Origin of the sequence: Jejuibacter sp. L23, from assembly GCF_050815825.1 — a bacterium.
Taxonomy (GTDB): Bacteria; Pseudomonadota; Gammaproteobacteria; order Enterobacterales; family Enterobacteriaceae; genus Jejubacter; species Jejubacter calystegiae.
The window spans coordinates 4,784,765-4,808,693 of the sequence record NZ_CP138199.1 but is presented as its reverse complement, the minus strand read 5'-3'; the positions used below and the strand labels follow the sequence as shown (position 1 = coordinate 4,808,693).

Here is a 23,929-nt window from a genome sequence, read left to right as displayed (position 1 = left end):
CCGGAATTGCTGCTTATACTTGTGGCAAACGGGCTGCGTACGGGAGGTGTCATGACCAAAAAACTCACCGACAAACAAAAAATCCGCCTGTGGGAACAGCGACGCTTGCCCTGCTTTCAGGACAGCTGTCGGCTGGAGATCCCTGATTCCGGGCGCGCGCCGGAGCCCGCGGGTAACGCACTGAGCGGCGAAGCGCTGGCGTTGACGACGCAACGCCTTGCCACGCTGGAGCTGGGCCCGGTACTGCGCGGCTTGCCCTGGCTGTGCGCCATCCATCATCATCTGTTTATCGAACTGTTCGATCGGGCCGGCGAACTGCGCCAGGTGGATATTTCGCTGGGAGATACGCCTTTCTGCCTGTTTACCCGAATCGAAAAAGAGGGTAATGCGCTGATGCAAAAGCTGGAGAATGAGCACTATCTGGCGGGGCTGGAGCGCCATCGCTTTGTGACGCGGCTGGCCTGGTATTACGGCGAGATTAATGTTCTGCATCCGTTCCGGCTCGGTAGCGGTCGTACTCAGCGTATTTTCTTTGAACAGATGGCGATCCACGCTGGTTACTGTCTGGACTGGAAACCCGTTACCCCACAGGCATGGCGCGATGCCTGCCAGAGTAGCGCTATGGGCGATCCGGCGCCACTGGAGGCGTTGTTCGCAACTGTCGTGAGCGTAGCAGGGGAAAAAGCGTAGAATAGCGCGGTATCATTTTTGCCGGAGCCGCCATGCTATTACTGATCGACAACTACGACTCTTTTACCTGGAACCTCTACCAGTATTTCTGCGAACTCGGGGCTGATGTCAGGGTGAAGCGTAATGATGAGCTCTCGCTTGATGAGATAACGGCGCTGGCACCCCGGCAACTGGTGATCTCCCCCGGTCCCTGCACGCCCAATGAAGCAGGCATTTCTCTGGCTGCTATCCGCCATTTCGCCGGTCGGCTGCCGATTCTGGGGGTCTGTCTGGGGCATCAGGCGATCGCCCAGGCGTTTGGCGCATCGGTGGTACGTGCCGGTAAGGTGATGCACGGCAAGACCTCCGCTATCCGCCATACGGGCGTCGGTGTATTCCAGGGGCTGAATAATCCCCTGACGGTGACCCGATATCATTCGCTGCTGGTGGATCCCGCTACCTTACCTGACTGTCTGGAAGCGACGGCCTGGAGCGATGAGCAGGAGATTATGGGGCTGCGCCACCGGACGCTGGCGCTGGAGGGGGTGCAATTTCATCCCGAGAGTATCCTGAGCGAACAGGGGCACCGGTTGCTGGAAAACTTCCTGAAGCGCTGATTTTATGTTTGCCAGTGTGTGATTTTTTATGCATATTTAATGATTATATTTTCAATTAAAGATGTGCGTAAAAAAGGGACGGTTAACCCATGGCAAATGAAAATTCAGCGATTACTCGCGCCACTTTTGATGATGTCATCCTGCCCGTTTATGCACCGGCGCAGTTTATCCCGGTGAAGGGGCAGGGCAGCAGGGTCTGGGACCAGCAGGGCAAAGAGTACGTTGACTTTGCCGGTGGTATTGCCGTCACGGCACTGGGACACTGCCACCCGGCTCTGGTGTCGGCGCTGAAGCAGCAGGGAGAGACTCTGTGGCATACCAGCAATGTGTTCACCAATGAACCGGCGCTGCGTCTGGGTCGTAAGATCATTGACGCGACCTTCGCTGAGCGGGTGATTTTCATGAATTCCGGCACCGAAGCCAATGAAACCGCCTTTAAGCTGGCGCGTTACTATGCTTCCACGCGCTACAGTCCGTACAAAACCAAAATTATCGCCTTCCATAATGCTTTCCACGGGCGTTCACTGTTTACCGTATCGGTCGGTGGACAGCCCAAGTATTCAGACGGCTTCGGCCCTAAACCTGCTGATATTATCCATGTGCCCTTTAACGATCTGCACGCCGTGAAAGCCGTCATGGATGACCACACCTGTGCCGTGGTGGTCGAGCCGATTCAGGGAGAAGGGGGAGTCACCGCCGCCACGCCGGAGTTCCTGCAGGGGCTGCGTGACCTGTGCGACCACTATCAGGCGTTGCTGGTCTTTGATGAGGTACAGTGCGGTATGGGTCGCGTGGGCAAGCTGTTCAGCTATATGCACTACGGTGTGACGCCGGACATTCTGACCAGCGCCAAAGCGTTGGGCGGCGGTTTCCCGGTGAGCGCGATGCTGACGACCCAGGAGATTGCCTCTGCTTTCCACGTGGGCTCCCATGGCTCGACCTATGGCGGTAACCCGCTGGCATGCGCAGTGGCGGAAGCGGCCTTCGACATCATTAATACCCCACAAGTGCTGGGTGGCATTCAGAGCAAGCGTCAGCGTTTTGTCGACCATCTGCGTCAGATCAACGAGCAATTCAATATTTTCAGCGAAGTTCGCGGTATGGGGCTACTGATTGGTGCTGAGTTGAGTGAAGCATATAAAGGGCGCGCCCGGGATCTGCTGAACGCAGCAGCGGAGCAGGGCGTTATGGTGTTGAATGCCGGGCCGGACGTGGTTCGTCTGGCGCCGTCGCTGGTGGTGGAAGACGCCGACATCGATGAAGGCATGGCGCGTTTCGCCAAAGCGGTGCAGAAAATTGCCCTGGGATGATTATTTGTGGCTTTGCAGACGGCGGCGTAGCCAGGCGCCGTGGTGGGGGCGCTGATGCCAGGCCACGGAAGAGATGGTATGCATCGCATTCAGATGGCTGAGGATGCGATCCAGATGGCGCTCCATGGTACTCATTGGGCCAATGGTGAGCGCCTCGGGGTCGTCCAGTACGTGAATGGCCCCGCTGTCGTCGGGGTTGTCCCAGGTCAGCCGTTGCTGGCAGCGCTGAATAGCGATTTCACAGGATTGCAGATAGCGTTGGGCCAGCGCTGGCGTCAGCATATTATGCTCGCGCGCCAGGATCGTCATGGCGTTAATATGCTCGACGATAAACTGGCTGTGGGTTACCCATAGCTTCATATCGGCCAGGTAACGGTTATTGAATGATGGCTCCTGCATTGCCTGATTTAGCGAGTTATAGAGCGCATTATGGGCCTGATTGACCCGCATTCGCTCCCAGGCCAGCGGGCCGGGCTGTGGATCGTCGCTCAGGATCTGGCGGATGGCCTGCTGGTCGCGCTCCAGCGCATCGTGGGCATTCTGTCGTAGCAGGCCGCTCTGCCACTGAGGCCACAGCCAGACCATGCCGCCAAAGGCGATCAGGCAACCGAGCAGCGTATCCACCAGTCGGGTCATAATAAACTGCTCACCGCTCAGCGAAAGCAGTTGCAGGCTGTACACCGCAGTGATGGTAAATCCGACGGTCGCCAGCGCGTAATGTTTACGGATTATCAGGTAGCCAATCAGCGTTATCAGCAGCATTCCCGCCAGAATATAGCCCTGGGGTACGTTAAAGTGCAGCGCGCCCGCCGCAATTAACAGACCCGCGATAGTTCCCCCCGCCCGGTGCAGAATGCGTACCCGGGTGGCGCCATAGCCGTTCTGGGTGACAAACATGATGGTCATCAGTATCCACCAGGGTTTGGGCAGATTGAGCGCGGCGCCAAGCAGACTGGCGATGGCAAGCATGGTTCCAATGCGCGCTGCGCTACGCAGCGCCGAGGACTTCAGCGACAGATAGCTGCGCAGCGCCCGAAGCAGCGGAAGATGCTGTTGCCGGTCGGCCATCAGATCCCGAATATAGAGCGGGCGCTGGGTGCGCAGTAGTCGGGCGATACGGCTGAAGTGATAGTGGCAGAACTGCCCCACCGGGTTTTCCGGATGCTGGCGGGCAATCTTTTCCAGCGCGGAGATGGGTTTTTCCATGCTAAAGCGCCGGGGATAGCGGTGGTAGAGTATATCGTCGCTGACTACGCGCAGTCGGGCGGCCACGGTACGGGCCGCCCAGCGAATCACCGGTTCCGCGTGGCTCTGCTCTACCAGTTTCTGTACCTCTTCAGGCTGGTGAAGGCTGACGGAAATATGCTCCTGAAGATCCAGCGCCACCTGAAAGACGCGCAGCAGGCGCTTATAATCATTCTGGCGGCTGGTGGCAGATAGCATATGCAACTGCTGATAACAGAGGCTGATGAGATCCACCACCTTTTGCTGACGAATCAGCAGCGGCGGCAGCGCATTTTCCGGATCGGTATGCTGGGTCAGCAGGCTGTATTTGGCTTCGCAGTAGTCCGCCAGTTCGCGATAGAGCAGGCTCAGGGTCTCGCGTAGCGGCTGTTCACGCCACATCCAGAACCAGAACCAGTTAAAGGCGCCGTACCACAGGGTGCCGAGCGCATACAGCAGCATCGGCTGCCAGACCGGCATATTGCCGGCCAGCCCCAGAGTAAAGATCGCGGCGATAAGCGAAGCAGGCAACAGGCGGCCATGCAGGGCGCTGATTTCCGCCGTAACGCCCAGTAACAGCGCCATTCCGAAGAAGATGGCGGCCAGTGGCAGCTTTTCCATCAGCAGTAGCTGAACCATCAGGCTGCTAAAGGCGAACAGCGAGCCGCCGACGATCAGGCGTTTAAAGAAACGTTTATGGGGGGTATCCAGGCCCGCGATATTGCAACAGGCGGGAACCAGCGAGAAGAGCAGGCCCTGTTGCAGGCTACCGAATATTAGCCCGATAATCACCGGCAGCGACAGTACCAGGGTCTGACGCAGCGCATAGTTAACTTCGGGGTGATAGATCAGTCGGCGCATTGGCACAGGGTAACGCGTCAGTGGCAAAGAGAAAAACGGCGCGTTGCCACAACACGCCGTTACAGACCGGGATTAACGGGTACCGAAGACGACGATGGTTTTCCCGTGTGCGGAGATCAGGTTTTGATCTTCCAGCATCTTCAGAATACGGCCAACGGTTTCGCGGGAACAGCCCACGATCTGCCCAATTTCCTGACGGGTGATTTTGATCTGCATTCCGTCTGGATGGGTCATTGCGTCCGGCTGTTTTGCCAGGTTTAGCAGGGTCTGTGCGATACGACCTGTCACATCCAGGAAGGCGAGATTGCCCACTTTCTCTGAGGTGACCTGCAGACGGCGGGCCATCTGCGAGGAAAGGCGCATCAGAATGTCCGGGTTTACCTGGATCAGCTGACGGAATTTCTTATAGGAGATTTCAGCGACTTCGCAGGCGGTTTTCGCCCGTACCCAGGCGCTACGCTCCTGGCCTTCTTCGAATAGCCCCAGTTCACCAATGAAATCCCCCTGATTCAGGTAAGAGAGGATCATCTCTTTCCCTTCCTCATCTTTGATAAGTACTGCGACAGAGCCCTTAACGATGTAATAGAGGGTTTCGGCTTTTTCACCCTGATGAATAAGTGTGCTCTTCGATGGATACTTATGAATGTGGCAATGAGACAAAAACCATTCGAGAGTCGGGTCTGTTTGCGGTTTGCCAAGCACCATGCGCGGTTATCCTCTGGTTATAAGCTGACGCCCGGAAGAATATGGGCCTCCGGGCGTATTGATCGTTTGTCCCCGCTCTTGGGGATCTGGCATGAGAAAAGCCTGTAAGCTACATAAATTTCACGTGAAATTTCATCCCGTACGCGCTTCGCCGCGCCGCGAGAGGGTATCCTCAGTGTTTTAGCATAGCTTTTTCCGGGTGTCTCCTATTGTCTCGTTTCAGCTTGACCCGGATCGCCTTCTGTTGCGACTTTCTTTGCGGCGGCTTACTCTGTGGGGAAAATGGCTTGATGGGAGCGACAACATGCAGTCACGAGTAAAATGGGTTGAGGGCCTGACTTTCCTGGGTGAGTCCGCCTCCGGGCATCAGGTGCTGATGGACGGGAATTCCGGCGACAAGGCCCCCAGTCCGATGGAGATGGTGCTGATGGCGGTGGGAAGCTGTAGCGCCATCGATGTGGTCTCTATTCTGCAAAAGGGTCGCCACGGCGTGACCGACTGCGAGGTGAAGCTAACCTCGGAGCGTCGTGAAGAGGCGCCGCGCCTGTTCACTCATATCAATCTGCACTTTATCGTTACCGGCCAGGATCTGAAAGACAATGCGGTGTCGCGTGCGGTGGATTTGTCTGCCGAGAAATACTGCTCTGTGGCGCTGATGTTGGGTAAAGCGGTGAATATCACCCATTCATATGAGGTGGTGGAAGGCTGATGCTGGCTGGGGAGGGGAGACAGATTCCCCTCCCCAGCCAGGGATTAGGCTATCTTTTTACCTTCCATAATGCGCCGCACCAGCGGCGTCATAATCAGCTCCATCGCCAGTCCCATCTTGCCGCCCGGCACCACCAGCGTATTGATATGCGAGATAAACGAGCCCTGCAGCATCGCCAGCAGCCAGGGATAATCGACCTCCAGATCCCGGAAGTGGATCACCACAAAGCTTTCATCCAGCGACGGGATCTCTCTGGCGGCGAAGGGATTAGAGGTATCTACCGTCGGCACGCGCTGGAAGTTGATGTGGGTACGTGAGAACTGCGGGGTGATGTAGTTAATGTAGTCTTCCATCGAACGCACCACCGAATCCATCACGGCTTCACGGGAATGGCCGCGCTCGCTGGTGTCGCGCACCAGTTTCTGAATCCACTCCAGGTTGACGATGGGTACTACGCCGACCAGTAGATCCACATGCTGCGCCACATCGTGCTGCGAGGTGACCACGCCGCCGTGCAGCCCTTCGTAGAACAGTACGTCCGTAGGTTCTGGTAGCGGCTGCCAGGGAGTAAAGGTGCCTGGCACCTGATCCCAGGGCACTGCTTCATCGTAGGTATGTAGATATTTGCGGGACTTTCCCGTACCGCTATGACCATATTCGGTAAAGGTATTTTCCAGCAGACCAAAGTCATTGGCGTCCGGGCCGAAATAGCTGATATGGCGCCCTAAATCCCGGGCCTTGCGAATCTCCATATCCATTTCCGGGCGGGTATAGCGGTGGAAACTGTCACCTTCGAGCTCGGCGGCTCTGAGCCCGAGTTCGGCGAAAATCTTACGAAATGCGATGCTGGTGGTGGTGGTTCCCGCACCGCTGGAACCGGTGACGGCGATAATCGGATGCCTGGTGGACATAGCTGAGCAACTCCTTGAGTACAGGGGTGTAGCCACTGAAACACGGCGAATTGTTTGGTAAACCAGATATTAGCCGCGGAATTGCGAGCGCGGCATGATGTTGACCGTTTCATAAAGTTCCGACCATACCACAACGGCTTCGCCGGTTTGTAGCTGATGCTTTACATCCGCCACTTTTTGTTCGAGCGAACGCTCATGTTCACCGTAATCGGTGCCTTCGCGCAACACAAAGGCTTCTATCAGGCTATCCAGCGTTTCCGCCGATATCTGCTGCCAGGGAATAATCATTTATCCATCCAGGAATTGACTTAACCAGTCGGGAATACGTTTTTCCAGCCACATTTCCGGGTGTCGTAGTGTTCCCCCCACGAAGCCGACGTGGCCACCGTGCTCGGTCAGCTGATACTCAATGTTGGGGGGCAGATGGTCGAGATCCGGAATGACCTGGTGATCCATAAAGGGATCGTCTTTCGCGTGGATAATCAGCGTCGGTCGGGCGATTTGCGGCAGCATTGGCAGTGCGCTACAGCGTCGGTAGTAGTCCAGAGCATCACGAAAACCGTGGATTTTCGAGGTAATCAGATCGTCGAATTCCCGGATGCGGCGAATGCGTTTCAGACGGGCCCTGTCGATGGGCAGGGTTCCGGGCCAGGCCTTGAGTTTGCGCCCGGCGTTAGCCTTCAGCAGATTCAGCAGATAGCGCTGGTAGAAACGGGAAAACCCTTTTTCCATATGGTAGCAGCAGGGCTCCAGCATCAGCGGCGCCGACACCACGACGCCAGCCGCCAGCGAACAGGCTTTTTCCTGTTGGGCCATCAGGCAGGCCAGCATATTACCGCCCAGCGAAAATCCCACCGCGGCGGTCGGACGAGCGCCGTAGCGCCGGCGCAGCCAGTCCAGGAAGTAGCTGGCATCGTTAGTTTCGCCGGAGTGATAGATGCGGTTCATGCGGTTTGGTTCGCCGCTACAGCCGCGAAAGTGCATCACCACGCCCAGCCAGCCGCGCTGTTTTGCCGCATTCATCAACCCGTGAGCGTATGGGCTGTGCAGGCTGCCCTCCAGGCCGTGAAACACCACCAGGCGCGGCTTATGCTGTGCTTTTGACGGGTGTTCGCTCCAGGCGAGGTCGATAAAATCGCCGTCCGGCGTATCGATTCTTTGCCACCAGGGGGTAAAGCGCAGCCGACGGCGTATCAGGCGCGGCAGCATGGTTTGCATATGCGGATTGCGTGCGCCGATCATTGGGCGGAAAAGCTGCGTCTCGTCACTATTGGCGGAGAGTTCTGCAGGGGTAATTTCTGCCATGGTACAGAGTAATTTTAGTTAATTAATCCACCATCATACCGGTAAATCCGTAGATTGTTGATGCTTTTTTTGGTCTGTTTAATTCGTCTCAAAGAGGGGGACCCACAGTTAAGGAATGCTTATTAAATCAATCCTGTGAGGAATACGTCATAATGAATCAGAATAAGAATACCCGTGCTGAAATGTTTTATCTACGGAGGTATTCAGTCCATGTTAAGGCGATTGCCGTTGCGGTTAATACTGAAACCTATTCTGGTGAGCACATCCTGAATATGCTGGTTTCTCTTTTACGTCAATCGGTTATTGGTAAAGCATTCGAATACCCCTGGCATTTTTAAGTATATCAGGCGAAGCGTTTTATTCCCTTCACTGACGGCATTTATATTCCGTCTAAATCTGTCGCCCATGGTCAGTTGATCCCACAACATGTTAATTCCCATGGGAATCATCAGGAAATAAGCAAAGAGCTCGATCTGATCGTGCCTGTGTCGTGAGGGAGAAAACGAGATTATTGATGTAGCCGATGCGGGCCCGCCAGTTGCTGCGGGCCCGAAAGGGGTTACAGGAAGCCGTCTGTTTTTAGCAGCTTTTCCAGAGTACTGACTTCGGTGTTCAGTTCCGTTTCGTCGTTTTCCAGCAACTGGGCGTGCTTCTGGCGGAAAGCGGAACGTAGCGCTTTCAATATTTCCACGCTGCGGGCCGTGACCTGATGTTCATTCCCATGTCCGGCAAGCTGACTGGACAGGTTCTGGCTTTTGGTGATGATCTCCTCGACTGACGGCAGATAGCGGTTCAGGAAATCCTGGCCGGGCTGCATATCCCGCGGGTCGGTCAGCATGCAGTGCTGGATAAGCCGCGCATACTTAATAATGCCTTTAAGTTCGCTGTGAACAGCGCCTTCCAGATTTTCCAGACTCTCCAGGCGGGCTATTTCCGTTTCAAACGGTGCCAGTTCCGGTTCGTCCTCGCTGTTATCAGGCTCCTTGTCTTCGTCAAACGCTTCCTCTTCGTCGTCTTCATCCTCTTCTTGCGCGGCTTGCCGCTCCTGGATAAACCGCGGATACCAGTACTTACAGTAAGTGACGAAAAGGGCAATAATCGCACCAGTATAGAAGGGGCTGTTGAGAAGCGTATAGGCTTCTATATAACTACCGATAACGAAGCTCCACAGCGCCATATACCAGTAATGGATGCCGCGCCATTTTCCCAGACTGTTTAGCAGATACACCAGCAGCGCCATACTGCCAGCCCAGAACGGGAGCGCCAGAATATCGCCAGTGGGGATCCAGAGCAGACCGGCGGCTATTCCCATCGCAAGAGCCCTACGGTCAAAAAGCAGAGTCCGGAACAGAATCGTGAATCCTGCCCAGCAGAATACCAGGATGGCGCCATCAAGGGAGCCCTCATCTTCCGGGAGCGGGGGATGGAGTTCCGTAGCCAGTGGCTGGAAGTTATTCATGAATCCTCTTGCCAGGACGAACAGCAAAAATACAAGCGTAGCGCGTTTCCAGCGTTTATCGGTCAACCTTTCGGCAAGGCGTTGCTCAAGACTGCTCATGTTATGCCTGCTCTACTTTTCCCGCGCCGCCGTTGGCGATATTCGCAAGGCGAAGGCGCAGGTCGTTTTCCATGGATGACAGCTCTTTTTCCACTTCGCTGCGACGCTTGCGGGCGTCGCTGGCGATATTGACCGACTCTTCAATAGTGTTCAGCAGACGGGACTGCACATCACGCAGGGTTTCGATATCCACTACCGACCGCTCCACTTCGCGGGCGGTTTCCAGGGTGCCGGTCTGCAGCAGCTCTGCATTGCGACGCAGCATCTCGTTGGTGGTATCTGAAACCTCTTTCTGCAGCTTTGTGGCCTGACGCTGTGAATGCAGCGACAGCGCCAGCACAATCTGGCTTTTCCAGATGGGAATGGTGGACAGAATGCTGCTCTGTATTTTTTCCGCCAGCGCCTGGCTGTTCCCCTGCATCAGGCGAATCTGCGGTGCAGTTTGTATCGCAATGGTGCGTGACAGCATCAGGTCATGCAGGCGGCGCTCAAAGCGCTGCATCCCGTCAATCATATCCCGGACAACCTGGGCATTCATGGGGTTATCGGAAAGCTGCGCCTGGGCCTGAGGCAGATCGTGTTGCTGGAGCTGCTCCAGCTTGCGCTTACCGGCGATGATATGCAGGTTGATCTGCTGGAAGAAGTCGCGGTTGCGGGTAAACAATTGCTCCAGCGTAGAGATATTGCGCAGTAGATCGACCATCGCTTCATCCAGCTTACGGGTAATACCTTCCACCTGCTGCGCCAGCGTTTGATACTCCATGAGCGAGCGTTCAACGCGGTTAAACAGCTTGCCGATCAAGGGGATCGAGGCCAGCATGCCGGGCTTTTTATCGAAGGCGGTCAGATCGACGGACTTTACCTTACCCAGCATGTCGGTCAGTTGTTCACCGATAGCGCCAGCATCTTTGGCGCGCACTTGCTCCATCAGGGCGTCGGAAAAGCGTGAAATGCCATTCATGGTTTTGGCGCCGTAAGACAGGGAAAGCACCGGATCGTTAATATCTATCTGCTCGATGAGTTGCTGAACTTCCTGCTGTTGTTCCTGGGTTAGCCGCTCATCAGAAGGGAGCGCGTCGGTAATATCCAGGGGGGCCTGAGAGGCGGAAACGGTGACTGAGGTGTTTTCCGTCATTAATGCATTCCTTAAATAAGAGAACAGTCCGTCTGCAGCAAAATGACGTGAGGCTGGCCACGGAAACAATGGGTGTAATGGTACTTCACGCTCAGAGGCGAGCCAACAAGGCCATGAGAAATATATGGACTCCAGGGGCGGTATTTTCTTTATATTCCTTTAAGAAATAAAAGATAATTTTTTATTTCTTTTTATAGTCTTCGCGTCCGGATACAACTGTCGCTAACAGAGAGTGAATAACGGAGCGAATGATGGCGGGCAGATTTCCTTTATTTCGGGCAGCGACGCTGCTGGCACTGGTGCTGACGGCAGGAGCGGTCCAGGCAGTGGAGGTGACCGTAGCGTATCAGACCTCGGCGGAACCGGCCAAAGTGGCTCAGGCAGAGAATCGCTTTGCGAAGCAGTCCGGGGCGCAGGCCGACTGGCGTAAGTTCGACAGCGGTGCTGGCGTGCTGCGGGCGATGGCCTCCGGGGATGTGCAAATCGGCAATATTGGCTCCAGCCCCCTGGCGGTAGCCGCCAGCCAGCGTTTGCCGATTGAAGTTTTCCTTGTCGCGTCGCAGCTCGGCAGTTCGGAAGCGCTGGTGGTGAATCCGAAAATCCGCTCGCCGCAGGATCTTATCGGTAAACGTATTGCCGTGCCTTTTATCTCCACGGCTCATTACAGCCTGCTATCGGCGTTACAGCACTGGGGCATTCGTCCCGATCAACTGACTATTGTCAATCTGCAGCCGCCTGCTATTGCCGCGGCATGGCAGCGCGGCGATATCGACGGCGCTTATGTCTGGGCTCCGGTGGTTAACGCCATGGCGAAACAGGGCCGGGTGCTGACCGATTCCGGGCAGGTAGGGCAGTGGGGAAAACCGACGCTGGATGTCTGGGTGGTACGCAAGGATTTCGCCGAAGCGCATCCGGAAGTTGTTACCGCGTTTGCAGCCAGCGCGCTGACCGCTCAGGGGGAATACCTGAAGGCGCCAGATGCCTGGCTGAAAGATAAGGAGCACCTCAGCGTTCTGTCGCGTCTGAGCGGCGTGCCGCAGGAACAGATTCCGGGACTGGTTAAGGGGAATCGTTATCTGCCAGTGGCGCAGCAAATAGAGCAGCTCGCTCAGGGCGGACCGGTGGCGCATACGATTCACGATACCGCGCAATTCCTGAAACAGCAGGGCAAGGTTGCCCGGGTGAGTGACGATTACAGCGACTGGGTGACCGATCGCTTTGTGAAACAGGTTCAACCCTAAGGAGGGCATATGCTGAAGGTCAGTCATCTCAGCGCCGGTTACCAGGGGCATCAGGTACTGCGCGATATTTCGTTGCAGATAGACAGCGGCTCTCTGGTGGTGGTACTTGGCCCTTCGGGTTGCGGTAAAACCACGCTGCTCAACCTGATTGCCGGATTTACGGCGCCTTCCTCGGGGGAGATTACCCATGATGGTCTGCCGGTGACCGGGCCGGGGGCCGATCGCGGCGTGGTATTTCAGAATGAAGGGCTACTGCCGTGGCGCAACGTGCTGGATAACGTGAGCTTTGGCCTGCAACTGGCCGGGGTGGAGCAGCCCCGACGGCATGATATAGCGCAGCGCATGCTTCGGCGTGTGGGACTGGAAGGCTATGAGCGGCACTTTATCTGGCAACTGTCTGGCGGTATGCGCCAGCGGGTGGGGATTGCCAGAGCCCTGGCGGCGGACCCGCGCCTGCTGTTGCTGGATGAGCCCTTTGGCGCGCTGGATGCCTTCACACGCGAGCAGATGCAGGAGCTGCTGCTGACCATCTGGCGCGATACCGGCAAGCAGATTCTGCTGATTACCCACGATATTGAAGAGGCGGTTCTGCTGGCCAGTGAGCTACTGATTTTGTCGCCGGGGCCTGGCAGGGTTGTGGATCGCCTGAACCTCGACTTCGGGCGTCGCTACGTGGAGGGCGAATCCTGCCGCAGCATTAAGTCGGATCCTGAATTCATCCGCTACCGCGAGTATGTATTGGGCAGCGTTTTTCACCAGCGGGAGGCCCTGCTATGAGCCTGCATGCCACGTTAAAAGCCGCAACCCGTCCAGGAACGCGCTACCGGTGGCGGATACCGGGGCGACTCTGGCTGAGCGCCGCTACGCTGTTGACCGTACTGGCAGTTTGGTGGCTGGTGACAATGCTGGGGCTTATCGATCCGCTGTTTCTGCCTGCGCCGCAGCAGGTACTGCATCAACTTATGGTTATTGGCGGATCTCAGGGCTTTATGGATGCCACGCTGTGGCAGCATCTGGCGGCCAGTCTGGGGCGCATTCTGGTGGCGCTGCTGGCGGCGGCGGTTATCGGCGTTCCCGTCGGTATTGCGATGGGGTTGAACGATAAAGTCCGAGCGGTGTTCGATCCGCTCATTGAACTGTACCGGCCAGTGCCGCCGCTGGCCTGGCTGCCGCTGATGGTGATCTGGTTCGGCATTGGTGAAACACCGAAGATTCTGCTGATTTATCTGGCGATTTTCGCCCCCGTCACGCTTTCCGCCGTGGCGGGAGTGCGCAGCGCCGATCCGGTGCGAGTGCGCGCCGCGCAGTCGTTGGGCGCCAGCCGCTGGCAGGTGTTGCGCTATGTGATTCTGCCCGGGGCGCTACCGGAAATTTTAACCGGTCTGCGTATCGGGCTGGGCGTTGGCTGGTCCACGCTGGTCGCGGCTGAGCTGATCGCCGCCACCCGTGGTCTGGGGTTTATGGTGCAGTCCGCCGGTGAGTTTATGGCGACCGATGTGGTGCTGGCCGGTATTGGCGTGATTGCGATAATCGCATTTGGTCTGGAGCTGGGGTTGCGCATACTGACGCGGCGGCTGACTCCCTGGCATGGAGTACAACGATGAACGAACGTCTGAGCATTACCCCGCTGGGGCCCGCTATTGGGGCTCTGGTTGATAATCTGTCGCTGGCAAAACCGTTGAGCGATGTGCAGTTTGAGCAGCTTTATCACGCGCTGATGAAGCACCAGGTACTGTTTTTCCGCAATCAGCCGATTGTGCCGACGCAGCAGCGCGACCTGGCACGGCGCTTTGGCGATCTACATATTCACCCGGTCTATCCTCACGCTCGTGAGGCTGATGAGATTATCGTGCTGGATACCCATAACGATAATCCGCCGGATAACGATAACTGGCATACCGACGTGACCTTTATCGAAAACCCGCCGCTGGGCGCTATTCTGGCGGCGAAGCAGTTGCCTGCCAGCGGTGGCGATACCCTGTGGGCTAGCGGTATCGCGGCTTATGAAGCGCTTTCCGCGCCGCTGAAACAGCTGTTGTGCGGGCTGCGGGCGGAGCACGACTTCACCAAATCCTTTCCGGAGTACCGGCACCGAGACAGCAAGGAGAGTCATGAACGCTGGAAGCGGGCGGTGGAGAATAACCCGCCGTTGCTACATCCGGTAGTGCGTACCCATCCGGTCAGCGGACGTCAGGCGTTGTTCGTTAATGAAGGATTCACCACCCGAATTGTCGATCTGGCGCCCAAAGAGAGCGACGCGCTACTGGGCTTTCTGTTTGCCCATATCACGAAGCCAGAATTTCAGGTGCGCTGGCGCTGGCAGGAAAATGATGTCGCTATCTGGGACAATCGGGTAACGCAGCATTACGCCAACGCCGACTACCTGCCTCAGCGGCGGGTGATGCATCGGGCGACGATACTGGGCGATAAGCCTTTTTACCGGGGGTAATGGCTGTGCGTGGCTGTGACGGCGTTGCTGCGTCGCCTCGGGATCTCACATACTATTTGTATGCTCCGTTCCCTCGGCTCCTTGCGCCTTGTCTCGCCGACGCACAGCCATGGTCCGGGCGTTACTGCTCCTCGAATACCTGAGTCAGTTGCTCCAGTTGTTCCTGCGCTTCCAGCCAGGCCATTTCCGTCTCTTCCAGAGCGGATTTAGCCTGGCTCTGGGCCTGCAGGCATTCGGTTAGCTCGGCTTTACGATCGGGATCGTACAGCCCCTGGTCCGACAGCTTCTCCTCGGCTGCCGCCAGCGTATCGCCCAGTTTTTCCATCTGCTTCTCAAGAGTCGCTATCCGTTTACGCAGCGGTTGGGTCTGGTTGCGGAATTCCGCTTCGCGCCGCTTCTGATCTTTACGAGCCTGGGCGCTGTTGGTGCTATCCGGCTTTGCTGCCGTATCCTGACGACTCTCCTGCTTCTGCTGGTCACTCAACCACTGCTGGTAGTCGTCCAGATCGCCGTCGAAGGGCTCTACCAGCCCGTCATGCACCAGATAGAGGTCGTCGGTGGTGGAGCGCAGCAGGTGCCTGTCGTGCGAAACCACCACCAGCGCGCCGTCAAAGCCGATCAGGGCTTCGGTGAGCGCCTGACGCATATCGAGATCCAGGTGGTTGGTCGGTTCGTCCAGCAGCAGCAGGTTGGGGCGCTGCCAGACGATGAGCGCCAGCACCAACCGGGCCTTTTCGCCGCCGGAAAAGTGCTGCGTGGGAGCGCTGACCTTATCGCCGCGGAAGTCGAAACCGCCCAGATAGTCGCGCAGCGCCTGTTCGGTCTCTTTTGGTGCCAGACGCGCCATGTGCTGGAGCGGAGACTCATCGGCTCGCAGAAACTCCAGCTGATGCTGGGCGAAATAGCCCAGCTTAATGCCTTTGGCTAACGCCACTTCGCCGTTAAGCGGCGCCAGTTCGTCCGCCAGCAGTTTGATCAGCGTGGATTTACCGGCGCCGTTACGCCCCAGCAGACCGATGCGTGAACCCGGAACCAGGTTGAGCTTAATCGACTTCAGCACGACTTTATCGCCATAACCGGCGCTGACGTGTTCCATCTTCAGCAGTGGATTCGGCAGGCTTTCCGGCGCCCGGAAGCTAAAGTGGAACGGGTTATCGACGTGGGCCGGGGCGATGAGCTCCATGCGTTCCAGCATCTTAATACGGCTCTGGGCCTGCTTGGCCTTGGTCGCTTTGGCGCGGAAACGATCGATATAGCTTTGCAGATGCGCGACCTTCAGTTGCTGGCTTTCGTAAGTCGCCTGCTGCTGGGCCAGACGCGTAGCGCGCTGGCGCTCGAAGTCGCTGTAATTGCCGGTGTATTCGAACAGCTGTTGCTGCTCGATATGAATAATTTTGTCCACGATGGGATCGAGAAAGTCGCGATCGTGAGAGATCAAAATCAGCGTTCCCTGATAGCTTTTCAGCCATTTTTCCAGCCAGATCACCGCATCCAGATCCAGGTGGTTGGTGGGTTCGTCAAGCAACAGCAGATCGGAACGGCAGATCAGCGCCTGGGCCAGGTTAAGACGCATACGCCAGCCCCCGGAAAAGTCGCTGACCGGGCGCTCCAACTGGGCGTTGCTGAAGCCCAGTCCGTGCAACAGACTGGCGGCGCGGGCGTGGATGGTCCAGGCGTCGATGGCGTCGAGCTTGCCGTGGAGCGTGGCGATGGCGTGGCCGTCGTTTTTCTCGTTGGCGCTGGCAAGCTGCTGTTCGAGCTGGCGATATTCGCGATCGCCATCGATAACATACTCGATGGCCGGCATGGCGAGCGCCGGAGTTTCCTGATTCACCCAGGCGAGCTGCCAGTTGCCGGGGAAGGTGGCGCTGCCGCCGTCGGCGGCGATCTCATGTTTCAGCAGTGCCAGCAGCGTCGATTTGCCACAGCCGTTCTTGCCCACCAGCCCTGCTTTTTGACCGGGGTTGATGGTGGCGGTCGCGTTATCCAGCAAAAGCTGAGCGCCGCGGCGGATCTGGAGAGATGAGAAAACAATCATAAGGCGCCGTATGTTCAGAGTATGTTAAATTGTCATGACGAAGGCGTAGCATGGTGGTATGCCCGCCCGGGCTGCATGGTAGCCCAAAACAGAATCGAAGACGACGCCCTGGAGGGTAATGATGTCGCAGCCGCCTAAAGTTTTGCTGCTGTATGCCCATCCGGAATCCCAGGACTCGGTAGCCAACCGGGTTTTGCTCCAACCGGCTCGGCAGTTAAGCAATGTCACCGTGCACGACCTTTACGCGCACTACCCGGACTTTTTTATTGATATCCGCCATGAGCAGGAGCTGCTTGAGCAGCATGAGATCGTGGTGTTTCAGCATCCCCTCTATACCTACAGCTGCCCGGCGCTACTGAAAGAGTGGCTGGATCGCGTGTTGAGTCGCGGTTTTGCCAGTGGCCCGGGCGGTGATGTGCTGGCCGGAAAGTACTGGCGTAACGTGATTACTACCGGTGAGCCGCAGGCGGCATGGCGCCGTGACGGCCTGAATCACTACACCCTGAATGAGGTGCTGCGCCCTTTTGAGTTGACCGCCGCCATGTGCCGGATGCACTGGATGAATCCGATGATTATTTACCAGGCTCGCCGCCAGTCCGCCACCGCGCTGGCTCACTACGCCAGCGCTTACGGCGAATGGCTGGCCGAGCCGCTGCCGCCGGGAGGACACTGATGGAAGGAAGTGATTTACTGCTGGCGGGGCTGCTGTTTCTGTTTGCCGCCGTGGTGGCGGTGCCGATCGCTGCCCGGTTGGGCATTGGCGCCGTGCTGGGCTACCTGCTGGCGGGGATCGCCATTGGCCCCTGGGGGCTGGCGTTTATCAGCGATGTCGACGAAATTCTGCACTTCTCCGAACTGGGCGTGGTGTTCCTGATGTTTATCATCGGACTGGAGCTCAATCCGTCCCGGCTCTGGCAACTGCGGCGCCCGATTTTCGGCGTCGGTACCGGTCAGGTGCTGATTAGCGCCGGGGTGCTGGCGGGGCTGCTGATGCTGACCAATTTCAGCTGGCAGGCCGCGTTGGTCGGCGGTATCGGGCTGGCGATGTCGTCAACGGCAATGGCGCTGCAGCTGATGCGCGATAAGGGGATGAATCGCAGCGAATCCGGGCAACTGGGCTTTTCGGTACTGCTGTTTCAGGATTTGGCTGTCATTCCGGCGCTGGCGTTGGTGCCACTGCTGGCGGGCAATGGCGACGATCATCCGGACTGGATCCGTATTGGTCTGAAGGTACTGGCCTTTGCCGGTATGCTGCTGTTTGGTCGCTATATGCTGCGCCCGGTGTTCCGCTTTATTGCTGGCTCCGGCGTGCGCGAGGTGTTTACCGCGGCGGCGCTGCTACTGGTGCTGGGCTCTGCGCTGTTTATGGATGCGCTGGGCTTCTCGATGGCGCTGGGCACCTTTATTGCCGGGGTACTGCTGGCGGAAAGCGAATACCGACACGAGCTTGAGATTGCGATTGAGCCCTTTAAGGGGCTGCTGCTGGGGCTGTTTTTCATCTCGGTTGGGATGGCGCTGAACCTGGGCGTGCTCTACACCCATCTGCTGTGGGTGGCGGTCAGCGTACTGGTGCTGGTGGCGGTGAAAGTGTTAGTGCTTTGGGGGCTGGCTCGCCTGCATGGCCTGCGCGCCGACGAGCGGCTTCAGTTTGCGAGCGTACTGAGTCAGGGCGGTGAGTTCGCCTTCGTGCTGTTTTCCGCCGCTTCTGCCCAGAAGCTGTTCGATAGCGATCAGATGGCGCTACTGCTGGTGACGGTCACGCTGTCGATGATGACTACGCCGCTGCTGATGAAGCTTATCGACAAACTGCTGGCCCGACGAATCAACAGTACGGAAGAGGGTAATGAAAAGCCCTGGGTGGAAGACGATCAGCCGGAGGTGATTGTGGTGGGCTTCGGCCGCTTTGGTCAGGTGATTGGCCGTTTGCTGATGGCCAATAAGAAGCGTATTACGGTGCTGGAGCGTGATATCGCCGCAGTCAATCTGATGCGTAAATATGGCTACAAGGTGTATTACGGCGATGCCGCGGAGCTGGAACTGTTGCGTTCGGCAGGCGCGGATCGTGCCCGCTCGATAGTCATCACTTGCAATGAGCCGGAAGATACGATGAAGATCGTCCATCTGTGCCAGCATCATTTCCCCCACCTGGCGATTCTGGCCCGGGCAAGGGGCAGGGTAGAGGCCCATGAGTTATTGCAGGCCGGGGTCAGTCTGTTCAGTCGTGAAACCTTCTCCAGTGCTCTGGAGCTGGGGCGCAAGGCGCTGATGTCGCTGGGGATGCATCCTCATCAGGCGTTACGTGCCCAGCATCACTTCCGTCGTCTGGATATGAGCATGCTGCGCGAGCTGATGCCGCTTCACAGCGACAATGCGCAAATTTCCCGGGTGCGTGAAGCCCGGCGCGAGCTGGAAGAGATTTTTGAGCGAGAGATGCAGCAGGAGCGACGTCAGATCAACGGCTGGGATGAGTTCGAATAGAGGACTGGGTAATGACAGTGCGTAAAAGATTTATCGCCGGTGCAGTGTGTCCACACTGTCAGGCGCAGGATTCCATGGCGATGTGGCGCGAAAACGGCGTAGATATTGTTGAGTGCGTGAAGTGCGGTCACCAGATGCGTGAAGCCGATAAAGAGGCGCGCGGTAGCGTGCGCGATCGCGAACAGGTTATCGGGATTTTCCATCCGGACTAGCGATATGCGGCAGGTTTTTTTAAGCTAAGGGGTACAGCGGCGTCGATTTCCGCTACAATCGGCGCCCGTCACTTTCTCACGCTCAGGAGATATCATGAAAGTAGCAAAAGACCTGGTGGTCAGTCTGGCCTATCAGGTACGTACAGAAGACGGTGTAATGGTTGATGAGTCTCCGGTGAGTGCGCCGCTGGACTATCTGCACGGTCACGGCTCCCTGATTTCAGGCCTGGAAAAAGCACTGGATGGCCGCAGCGTTGGCGATAAATTCGACGTTAGCGTTGGCGCCAACGATGCCTACGGTCAGTACGACGAAAACCTGGTTCAGCGCGTACCGAAAGACGTGTTCATGGGCGTTGATGAGCTGCAGGTGGGGATGCGTTTCCTTGCTGAAACCGATCAGGGTCCGGTACCGGTAGAAATTACCGAAGTCGGCGATGACTACGTTGTGGTTGACGGTAACCACATGCTGGCGGGTCAGAACCTGAACTTTAACGTTGAAGTGGTGGCGATTCGCGAAGCGACGGCGGAAGAGCTGGCTCACGGCCACGTTCACGGCGAGCATGACCATCATCACGGTGAAGGCGACGGCTGCTGCGGCGGTCACGGCCACGACCATGACCACGAACATGGCAAAGGCGGTTGCGGTAACGGCGGTTGCGGTTGCCACTAAGCGCGCTATAAATGCAAAAAAAGCTTCCATCCGGAAGCTTTTTTTATGTCTGTATTTCAGTAGTGCGGCGGTGGCGTTTCTTCTGACTGGTGTGCGACCAGCGATTCCTGGCTGGACTTGATCTTCTCTACCAGTATTTTCAGATGTTCGCGTAGCCTGGCCATTTCTAGCTCATGGGCGGTGACCGTCTGGTTCAGCTCTTCGATGGTCAGCTCCTGGAATGCCAGGCGGCTTTCCAGTTCGGCCAGGCGCTGTTCGGTCGATTTGTCGTGCATGATTCCTCCTGGGATTTGCCGCAGCCCCTGTACGGCTCCGGGATTTTACTGGAATTCTCCGGGTCTGACAGTGGCTTATTGCCGTTGAGGAAACTTATTTAAACAAAAATAGTCTTAACTTGACTCGGGATCAGACCGGGTGAGATTGTGTTGCTTTTCTCACAGACGGTATAGTACACAATTCGGTTCATACAAACCCGGGGCGAGAGACTTCGGGCTGGAGATAATGGATGAAATCACTGTTTAAAGTAACGCTGCTTGCGACCACGATGGCTGTGGCGCTGAATGCACCGCTGGCGTCCGCTGCTGATGCAGCTAAACCGGCTGCCGCTGCGAGCGACAGCAAAGCGAATTTCAAAAATGACGATCAGAAATCCGCTTATGCCCTGGGTGCATCTCTGGGCAGCTACATGGAAAACTCACTGAAAGAGCAGGAAAAACTGGGGATTAAACTGGATAAAGACCAGCTGATTTCCGGTGTTCAGGATGCTTTTGCTGATAAGAGCAAGCTTTCCGATGAGGAAATTCAGAAAACGCTCCAGGCGTTTGAAACCCGTGTGAAGACCGCCGCTCAGGAACGTATGGAAAAAGAAGCGACGGAAAACGAAACCAAAGGTAAGAAGTTCCGTACCGACTTCGCTGCCGAGAAAGGTGTGAAAAACACCAAGAGCGGCCTGCTGTATAAAGTAGAGAAAGAGGGTAGCGGCGACGCACCGAAAGACAGCGATACCGTGGTGGTGAACTACAAAGGTACGCTTATCGACGGTAAAGAGTTCGATAACTCCTACACCCGCGGCGAGCCGCTCTCTTTCCGTCTGGACGGCGTTATTCCAGGCTGGACCGAAGGTCTGAAGCACATTAAGAAAGGCGGCAAGATCAAACTGGTTATCCCGCCGGGTCTGGCTTACGGTAAGGCTGGCGTTCCGGGGATTCCGGCGAACTCCACCCTGGTGTTCGACGTTGAGCTGCTGGATATTAAACCGGCACCGAAAGAAGACGCTAAAGCTGATGCCGATAAGGCTAAGCAGGAAGCAGGAAAGAAACAGTAATCCGCTTCAGTTTAAGCGCCGCCCTTCGGGGCGGCGTTTTTATTTGGAATTAAAACTGGAAAGCGCTGGCTGGGCTGTATTACCTTAAGCTTCACACGTTATATAACGAGCCTGCATCTGCGTAATGGCAACAGGCTGCCGTAAAGGAGTGATTTTCTTCATGTCCAGGTCGCTTTTAACCAATGAAACCAGTGAACTTGATTTACTGGATCAGCGTCCCTTTGTTCAGACCGACTTCGATATTCTAAAATCCTACGAAGCGGTAGTGGATGGCCTGGCAATGTTAATTGGCCCCCACTGTGAAATCGTTTTGCACTCATTACAGGATCTGAAATGTTCGGCAATTCGTATCGCCAACGGGGAACATACCGGGCGTAAGATTGGGTCTCCCATTACTGACCTGGCGCTGCGCATGCTGCACGATATGACCGGTGCCGACAGCAGCGTATCAAAGTGCTATTTCACCCGCGCCAAAAGCGGGGTTCTGATGAAGTCGGTGACCATTGCTATCCGTAATCGGGAACAGCGGGTGATTGGTCTGTTATGCATCAATATGAATCTCGATGTGCCGTTCTCGCAGATTATGAGCACCTTCATTCCGCCGGAAAGTCAGGAGGAAGTTCCCTCTTCGGTTAACTTCGCTTCATCCGTGGACGATCTGGTAACTCAGACACTGGAGTTTACGATTGAAGAGGTTAATGCCGACCGTAGCGTTTCCAATAACGCCAAGAATCGTCAGATTGTCCTGAATCTTTATGAAAAAGGGATCTTTGATATTAAAGATGCCATTAACCAGGTTGCGGATCGTCTGAATATTTCCAAGCACACCGTCTATCTCTATATCCGCCAGTTTAAAAGCGGTGATTTCCAGGGGCAGGAGAAGTAATGCGTTTTGCCCTGACGGTGACCGGCCCCGCCTATGGTACTCAGCAGGCCAGCAGCGCGTTGCAGTTTGCCAGGGCGCTGATTGCCGAAGGCCATCAACTGGAGCGTGTGTTTTTCTATCGTGAAGGCGTTTATAACGCCAATCAGCTAACTGCCCCGGCCAACGATGAGTTTGATATCGTGCGCGCCTGGCAGGCGCTAAATGAAGACCATGGCGTTCAGCTTCATATCTGTGTGGCGGCCGCACTGCGTCGCGGTGTGGTAGATGAGACAGAAGCACAGCGCCTGGGGCTTAACGCCGCCAATATGCAGTCCGGCTTTACGTTAAGTGGCCTGGGACAGCTTGCCGAAGCGGCGCTGACCTGCGAGCGGATGGTGCAGTTCTGATGAAACGTATTGCCTTTGTTTTTACCCGGGCTCCCCATGGCTCTGCTGCTGGCCGTGAAGGGCTGGATGCACTGTTGGCGACTTCGGCGTTGAGCGATGAGATCGGCGTATTCTTTCTGAGCGATGGCGTACTGCAACTGCTGCCTGACCAGCAGCCCCAGAAAATCCTGGCGCGCGACTACATCGCCACCTTCGGCGTTCTGGAACTCTATGATATCGATCAGTGCTGGATATGCAGCGCCTCGATGCGCGAGCGCGGTCTGGAGCCGGGTCGTCCTCTGGTGATGGAAGCCGCGCCGCTGGAGCCGGATGCCTTACGCGCCCGGCTGGATGAGTATGACGTTATTTTCACTTTCTGAGGCCTTCATGCTGTTTACGCTCAGTCACTCCCCATTCCATTGCGATCTCGCCGCTCTGTTGCGCACGACCCGCGCCGGCGACGATCTGCTGCTGCTGCAGGATGGGGTTATCGCCGCGCTGGAAGGCGGGGCGGCCCTTGGGTTATTGCGTTCCGCCCCCATATCAGTCTACGCCTTGCAGGAAGATGTCGAAGCGCGCGGGCTTTCTGCGCAAATTTCGACCAAAATTGAGCGCGTAAGCTATACTGACTTCGTCAGACTAGCGGTAAACCAGCGTAGCCAGATGGCCTGGTAAGCTGCGTTCCGCTGTATATTTCTTGACACCCTTTCGGCCCGGCCCTAAAATTCTGCGTCCTCATATTGTATGAGGCCGTTTTATTACGTGTTTACGAAGCAAAAGCTAAAACCAGGAGCTATTTAATGGCAACAGTTAACCAGCTGGTACGCAAACCACGCGCACGCAAAGTTGCGAAAAGCAACGTGCCGGCGCTGGAAGCCTGCCCGCAAAAACGTGGTGTATGTACTCGCGTATATACCACCACTCCGAAAAAACCGAACTCCGCACTGCGTAAAGTTTGCCGTGTTCGTCTGACTAACGGTTACGAAGTGACCTCCTACATCGGTGGTGAAGGCCACAACCTGCAGGAACACTCCGTCGTCCTGATCCGTGGCGGTCGTGTTAAAGACCTTCCGGGTGTTCGTTACCACACCGTTCGTGGCGCGCTGGACTGCTCTGGTGTTAAAGACCGTAAGCAGGCTCGTTCCAAGTACGGCGTGAAGCGTCCTAAGGCTTAATGGATCTCCGTTAAGTAAGGCCAAACGTTTTAACTTAAATGTCAAACTAAACTCGTAGAGTTTTGGACAATCCTGAATTAACAACGG

28 protein-coding genes are annotated in these 23,929 nt (G+C 56.4%); 19 read left to right on the top strand and 9 right to left on the bottom strand.

The features are described from left to right. Positions 1 to 51: 51 nt before the first annotated feature. The 3 genes from SCU88_RS23020 to argD all read left to right on the top strand — a co-directional run bounded on the left by SCU88_RS23020 (position 52) and on the right by argD (position 2,596). Positions 52 to 690 (top strand): putative adenosine monophosphate-protein transferase Fic, encoded by a 639-nt coding sequence (locus SCU88_RS23020; RefSeq protein ID WP_138094495.1) that lies wholly within the window; start codon positions 52 to 54, stop codon positions 688 to 690. Positions 691 to 722: 32 nt separating this feature from the next. Then, entirely contained in the window at positions 723 to 1,286 is a 564-nt protein-coding gene (pabA, locus tag SCU88_RS23015; RefSeq protein ID WP_138094493.1) for an aminodeoxychorismate synthase component 2, read from the top strand. 89 nt (positions 1,287 to 1,375) lie between these two features. Then, positions 1,376 to 2,596 (top strand): bifunctional acetylornithine/succinyldiaminopimelate transaminase, encoded by a 1,221-nt coding sequence (argD, locus tag SCU88_RS23010; protein ID WP_175340004.1) that lies wholly within the window; start codon positions 1,376 to 1,378, stop codon positions 2,594 to 2,596. Here argD and SCU88_RS23005 read toward each other — a convergent pair whose 3' ends face one another. Further along, complete coding sequence (locus SCU88_RS23005; protein WP_138094489.1) at positions 2,597 to 4,681, bottom strand: YccS/YhfK family putative transporter; 2,085 nt, start codon at positions 4,679 to 4,681, stop codon at positions 2,597 to 2,599. 72 nt (positions 4,682 to 4,753) lie between these two features. Beyond that, the gene (gene crp, locus SCU88_RS23000) at positions 4,754 to 5,386 is read right to left on the bottom strand and encodes a cAMP-activated global transcriptional regulator CRP (protein ID WP_138094487.1); all 633 of its coding nucleotides are present in this window, start codon (positions 5,384 to 5,386) and stop codon (positions 4,754 to 4,756) included. A gap of 304 nt (positions 5,387 to 5,690) precedes the next feature. Here crp and SCU88_RS22995 point away from each other — a divergent pair, with 304 nt between their 5' ends. Next, on the top strand, positions 5,691 to 6,095 hold the full coding sequence (locus SCU88_RS22995; protein WP_138094485.1) for an OsmC family protein: 405 nt from the start codon (positions 5,691 to 5,693) through the stop codon (positions 6,093 to 6,095). A gap of 44 nt (positions 6,096 to 6,139) precedes the next feature. Here SCU88_RS22995 and SCU88_RS22990 read toward each other — a convergent pair whose 3' ends face one another. The 3 genes from SCU88_RS22990 to SCU88_RS22980 form a co-directional block, all read right to left on the bottom strand. Next, positions 6,140 to 7,006: a phosphoribulokinase gene (locus SCU88_RS22990; RefSeq protein ID WP_138094483.1), complete on the bottom strand. Its 867-nt coding sequence runs from the start codon at positions 7,004 to 7,006 to the stop codon at positions 6,140 to 6,142. Between the two features lie 69 nt (positions 7,007 to 7,075). After that, entirely contained in the window at positions 7,076 to 7,294 is a 219-nt protein-coding gene (locus tag SCU88_RS22985; protein ID WP_175340003.1) for a YheU family protein, read from the bottom strand. Further along, positions 7,295 to 8,311 carry a hydrolase gene (locus SCU88_RS22980; protein ID WP_138094479.1) on the bottom strand — a complete coding sequence of 339 codons (1,017 nt, stop codon included), beginning with the start codon at positions 8,309 to 8,311 and terminating at the stop codon, positions 7,295 to 7,297. Positions 8,312 to 8,463: 152 nt separating this feature from the next. Between SCU88_RS22980 and SCU88_RS22975 the strand changes: the two genes are divergently transcribed. Further along, positions 8,464 to 8,649 (top strand): hypothetical protein, encoded by a 186-nt coding sequence (locus tag SCU88_RS22975; RefSeq protein ID WP_175340002.1) that lies wholly within the window; start codon positions 8,464 to 8,466, stop codon positions 8,647 to 8,649. 221 nt (positions 8,650 to 8,870) lie between these two features. Here the strand turns inward: SCU88_RS22975 and SCU88_RS22970 are convergent, their stop codons facing one another. Beyond that, positions 8,871 to 9,869 (bottom strand): 5-bromo-4-chloroindolyl phosphate hydrolysis family protein, encoded by a 999-nt coding sequence (locus SCU88_RS22970; RefSeq protein WP_138094477.1) that lies wholly within the window; start codon positions 9,867 to 9,869, stop codon positions 8,871 to 8,873. 1 nt (position 9,870) lies between these two features. Beyond that, a complete protein-coding gene (locus tag SCU88_RS22965) occupies positions 9,871 to 11,004 on the bottom strand; it encodes a toxic anion resistance protein (RefSeq protein ID WP_175340001.1) in 1,134 nt (377 codons plus the stop codon). A 251-nt stretch (positions 11,005 to 11,255) separates the two neighbouring features. Between SCU88_RS22965 and tauA the strand changes: the two genes are divergently transcribed. The 4 genes from tauA to tauD are packed head-to-tail and all read left to right on the top strand — an operon-like array spanning position 11,256 to position 14,694. After that, positions 11,256 to 12,245: a taurine ABC transporter substrate-binding protein gene (gene tauA / locus SCU88_RS22960; RefSeq protein WP_175340214.1), complete on the top strand. Its 990-nt coding sequence runs from the start codon at positions 11,256 to 11,258 to the stop codon at positions 12,243 to 12,245. A gap of 9 nt (positions 12,246 to 12,254) precedes the next feature. Beyond that, positions 12,255 to 13,022 (top strand): taurine ABC transporter ATP-binding subunit, encoded by a 768-nt coding sequence (gene tauB / locus SCU88_RS22955; RefSeq protein ID WP_175340000.1) that lies wholly within the window; start codon positions 12,255 to 12,257, stop codon positions 13,020 to 13,022. Next, positions 13,019 to 13,849 carry a taurine ABC transporter permease TauC gene (gene tauC, locus SCU88_RS22950; protein ID WP_175339999.1) on the top strand — a complete coding sequence of 277 codons (831 nt, stop codon included), beginning with the start codon at positions 13,019 to 13,021 and terminating at the stop codon, positions 13,847 to 13,849. Before tauB ends, tauC begins: the two co-directional genes overlap by 4 nt. Beyond that, positions 13,846 to 14,694 carry a taurine dioxygenase gene (gene tauD / locus SCU88_RS22945; RefSeq protein WP_138094469.1) on the top strand — a complete coding sequence of 283 codons (849 nt, stop codon included), beginning with the start codon at positions 13,846 to 13,848 and terminating at the stop codon, positions 14,692 to 14,694. The genes tauC and tauD overlap by 4 nt, the downstream gene beginning before the upstream one ends. Positions 14,695 to 14,815: 121 nt before the next feature. On the opposite strand, the gene SCU88_RS22940 is transcribed toward tauD, so the two are convergent. Beyond that, on the bottom strand, positions 14,816 to 16,732 hold the full coding sequence (locus SCU88_RS22940; RefSeq protein WP_175339998.1) for an ABC transporter ATP-binding protein: 1,917 nt from the start codon (positions 16,730 to 16,732) through the stop codon (positions 14,816 to 14,818). A gap of 121 nt (positions 16,733 to 16,853) precedes the next feature. On the opposite strand from SCU88_RS22940, the gene kefG reads away from it, so the two are divergent. The 4 genes from kefG (at position 16,854) to slyD (ending at position 20,092) form a co-directional block, all read left to right on the top strand. Continuing rightward, the gene (gene kefG, locus SCU88_RS22935; protein WP_175340213.1) at positions 16,854 to 17,405 is read left to right on the top strand and encodes a glutathione-regulated potassium-efflux system ancillary protein KefG; all 552 of its coding nucleotides are present in this window, start codon (positions 16,854 to 16,856) and stop codon (positions 17,403 to 17,405) included. Then, on the top strand, positions 17,405 to 19,210 hold the full coding sequence (gene kefB / locus SCU88_RS22930) for a glutathione-regulated potassium-efflux system protein KefB (protein WP_175339997.1): 1,806 nt from the start codon (positions 17,405 to 17,407) through the stop codon (positions 19,208 to 19,210). The genes kefG and kefB overlap by 1 nt, the downstream gene beginning before the upstream one ends. An 11-nt stretch (positions 19,211 to 19,221) precedes the next feature. Next, positions 19,222 to 19,422, top strand: coding sequence for a YheV family putative zinc ribbon protein (locus SCU88_RS22925; RefSeq protein ID WP_138094461.1), 201 nt, complete (start codon positions 19,222 to 19,224; stop codon positions 19,420 to 19,422). A gap of 94 nt (positions 19,423 to 19,516) precedes the next feature. After that, complete coding sequence (slyD, locus tag SCU88_RS22920; RefSeq protein ID WP_175339996.1) at positions 19,517 to 20,092, top strand: peptidylprolyl isomerase; 576 nt, start codon at positions 19,517 to 19,519, stop codon at positions 20,090 to 20,092. A 56-nt stretch (positions 20,093 to 20,148) separates the two neighbouring features. On the opposite strand, the gene SCU88_RS22915 is transcribed toward slyD, so the two are convergent. Next, entirely contained in the window at positions 20,149 to 20,367 is a 219-nt protein-coding gene (locus SCU88_RS22915) for a SlyX family protein (protein WP_138094457.1), read from the bottom strand. A gap of 230 nt (positions 20,368 to 20,597) precedes the next feature. Between SCU88_RS22915 and fkpA the strand changes: the two genes are divergently transcribed. The 6 genes from fkpA to rpsL all read left to right on the top strand — a co-directional run bounded on the left by fkpA (position 20,598) and on the right by rpsL (position 23,842). Continuing rightward, complete coding sequence (gene fkpA / locus SCU88_RS22910) at positions 20,598 to 21,416, top strand: FKBP-type peptidyl-prolyl cis-trans isomerase (RefSeq protein ID WP_138094455.1); 819 nt, start codon at positions 20,598 to 20,600, stop codon at positions 21,414 to 21,416. A 160-nt stretch (positions 21,417 to 21,576) separates the two neighbouring features. Continuing rightward, positions 21,577 to 22,302, top strand: a complete 726-nt coding sequence (locus SCU88_RS22905; RefSeq protein WP_138094453.1) for a helix-turn-helix transcriptional regulator — start codon at positions 21,577 to 21,579, stop codon at positions 22,300 to 22,302. Further along, the gene (gene tusD, locus SCU88_RS22900) at positions 22,302 to 22,688 is read left to right on the top strand and encodes a sulfurtransferase complex subunit TusD (RefSeq protein ID WP_175339995.1); all 387 of its coding nucleotides are present in this window, start codon (positions 22,302 to 22,304) and stop codon (positions 22,686 to 22,688) included. The genes SCU88_RS22905 and tusD overlap by 1 nt, the downstream gene beginning before the upstream one ends. Next, positions 22,688 to 23,047, top strand: a complete 360-nt coding sequence (gene tusC / locus SCU88_RS22895) for a sulfurtransferase complex subunit TusC (RefSeq protein ID WP_175339994.1) — start codon at positions 22,688 to 22,690, stop codon at positions 23,045 to 23,047. Before tusD ends, tusC begins: the two co-directional genes overlap by 1 nt. Positions 23,048 to 23,054: 7 nt before the next feature. After that, entirely contained in the window at positions 23,055 to 23,342 is a 288-nt protein-coding gene (gene tusB, locus SCU88_RS22890) for a sulfurtransferase complex subunit TusB (RefSeq protein WP_175340212.1), read from the top strand. 125 nt (positions 23,343 to 23,467) lie between these two features. Beyond that, positions 23,468 to 23,842 carry a 30S ribosomal protein S12 gene (gene rpsL / locus SCU88_RS22885; protein ID WP_138094445.1) on the top strand — a complete coding sequence of 125 codons (375 nt, stop codon included), beginning with the start codon at positions 23,468 to 23,470 and terminating at the stop codon, positions 23,840 to 23,842. Positions 23,843 to 23,929 lie beyond the last annotated feature (87 nt).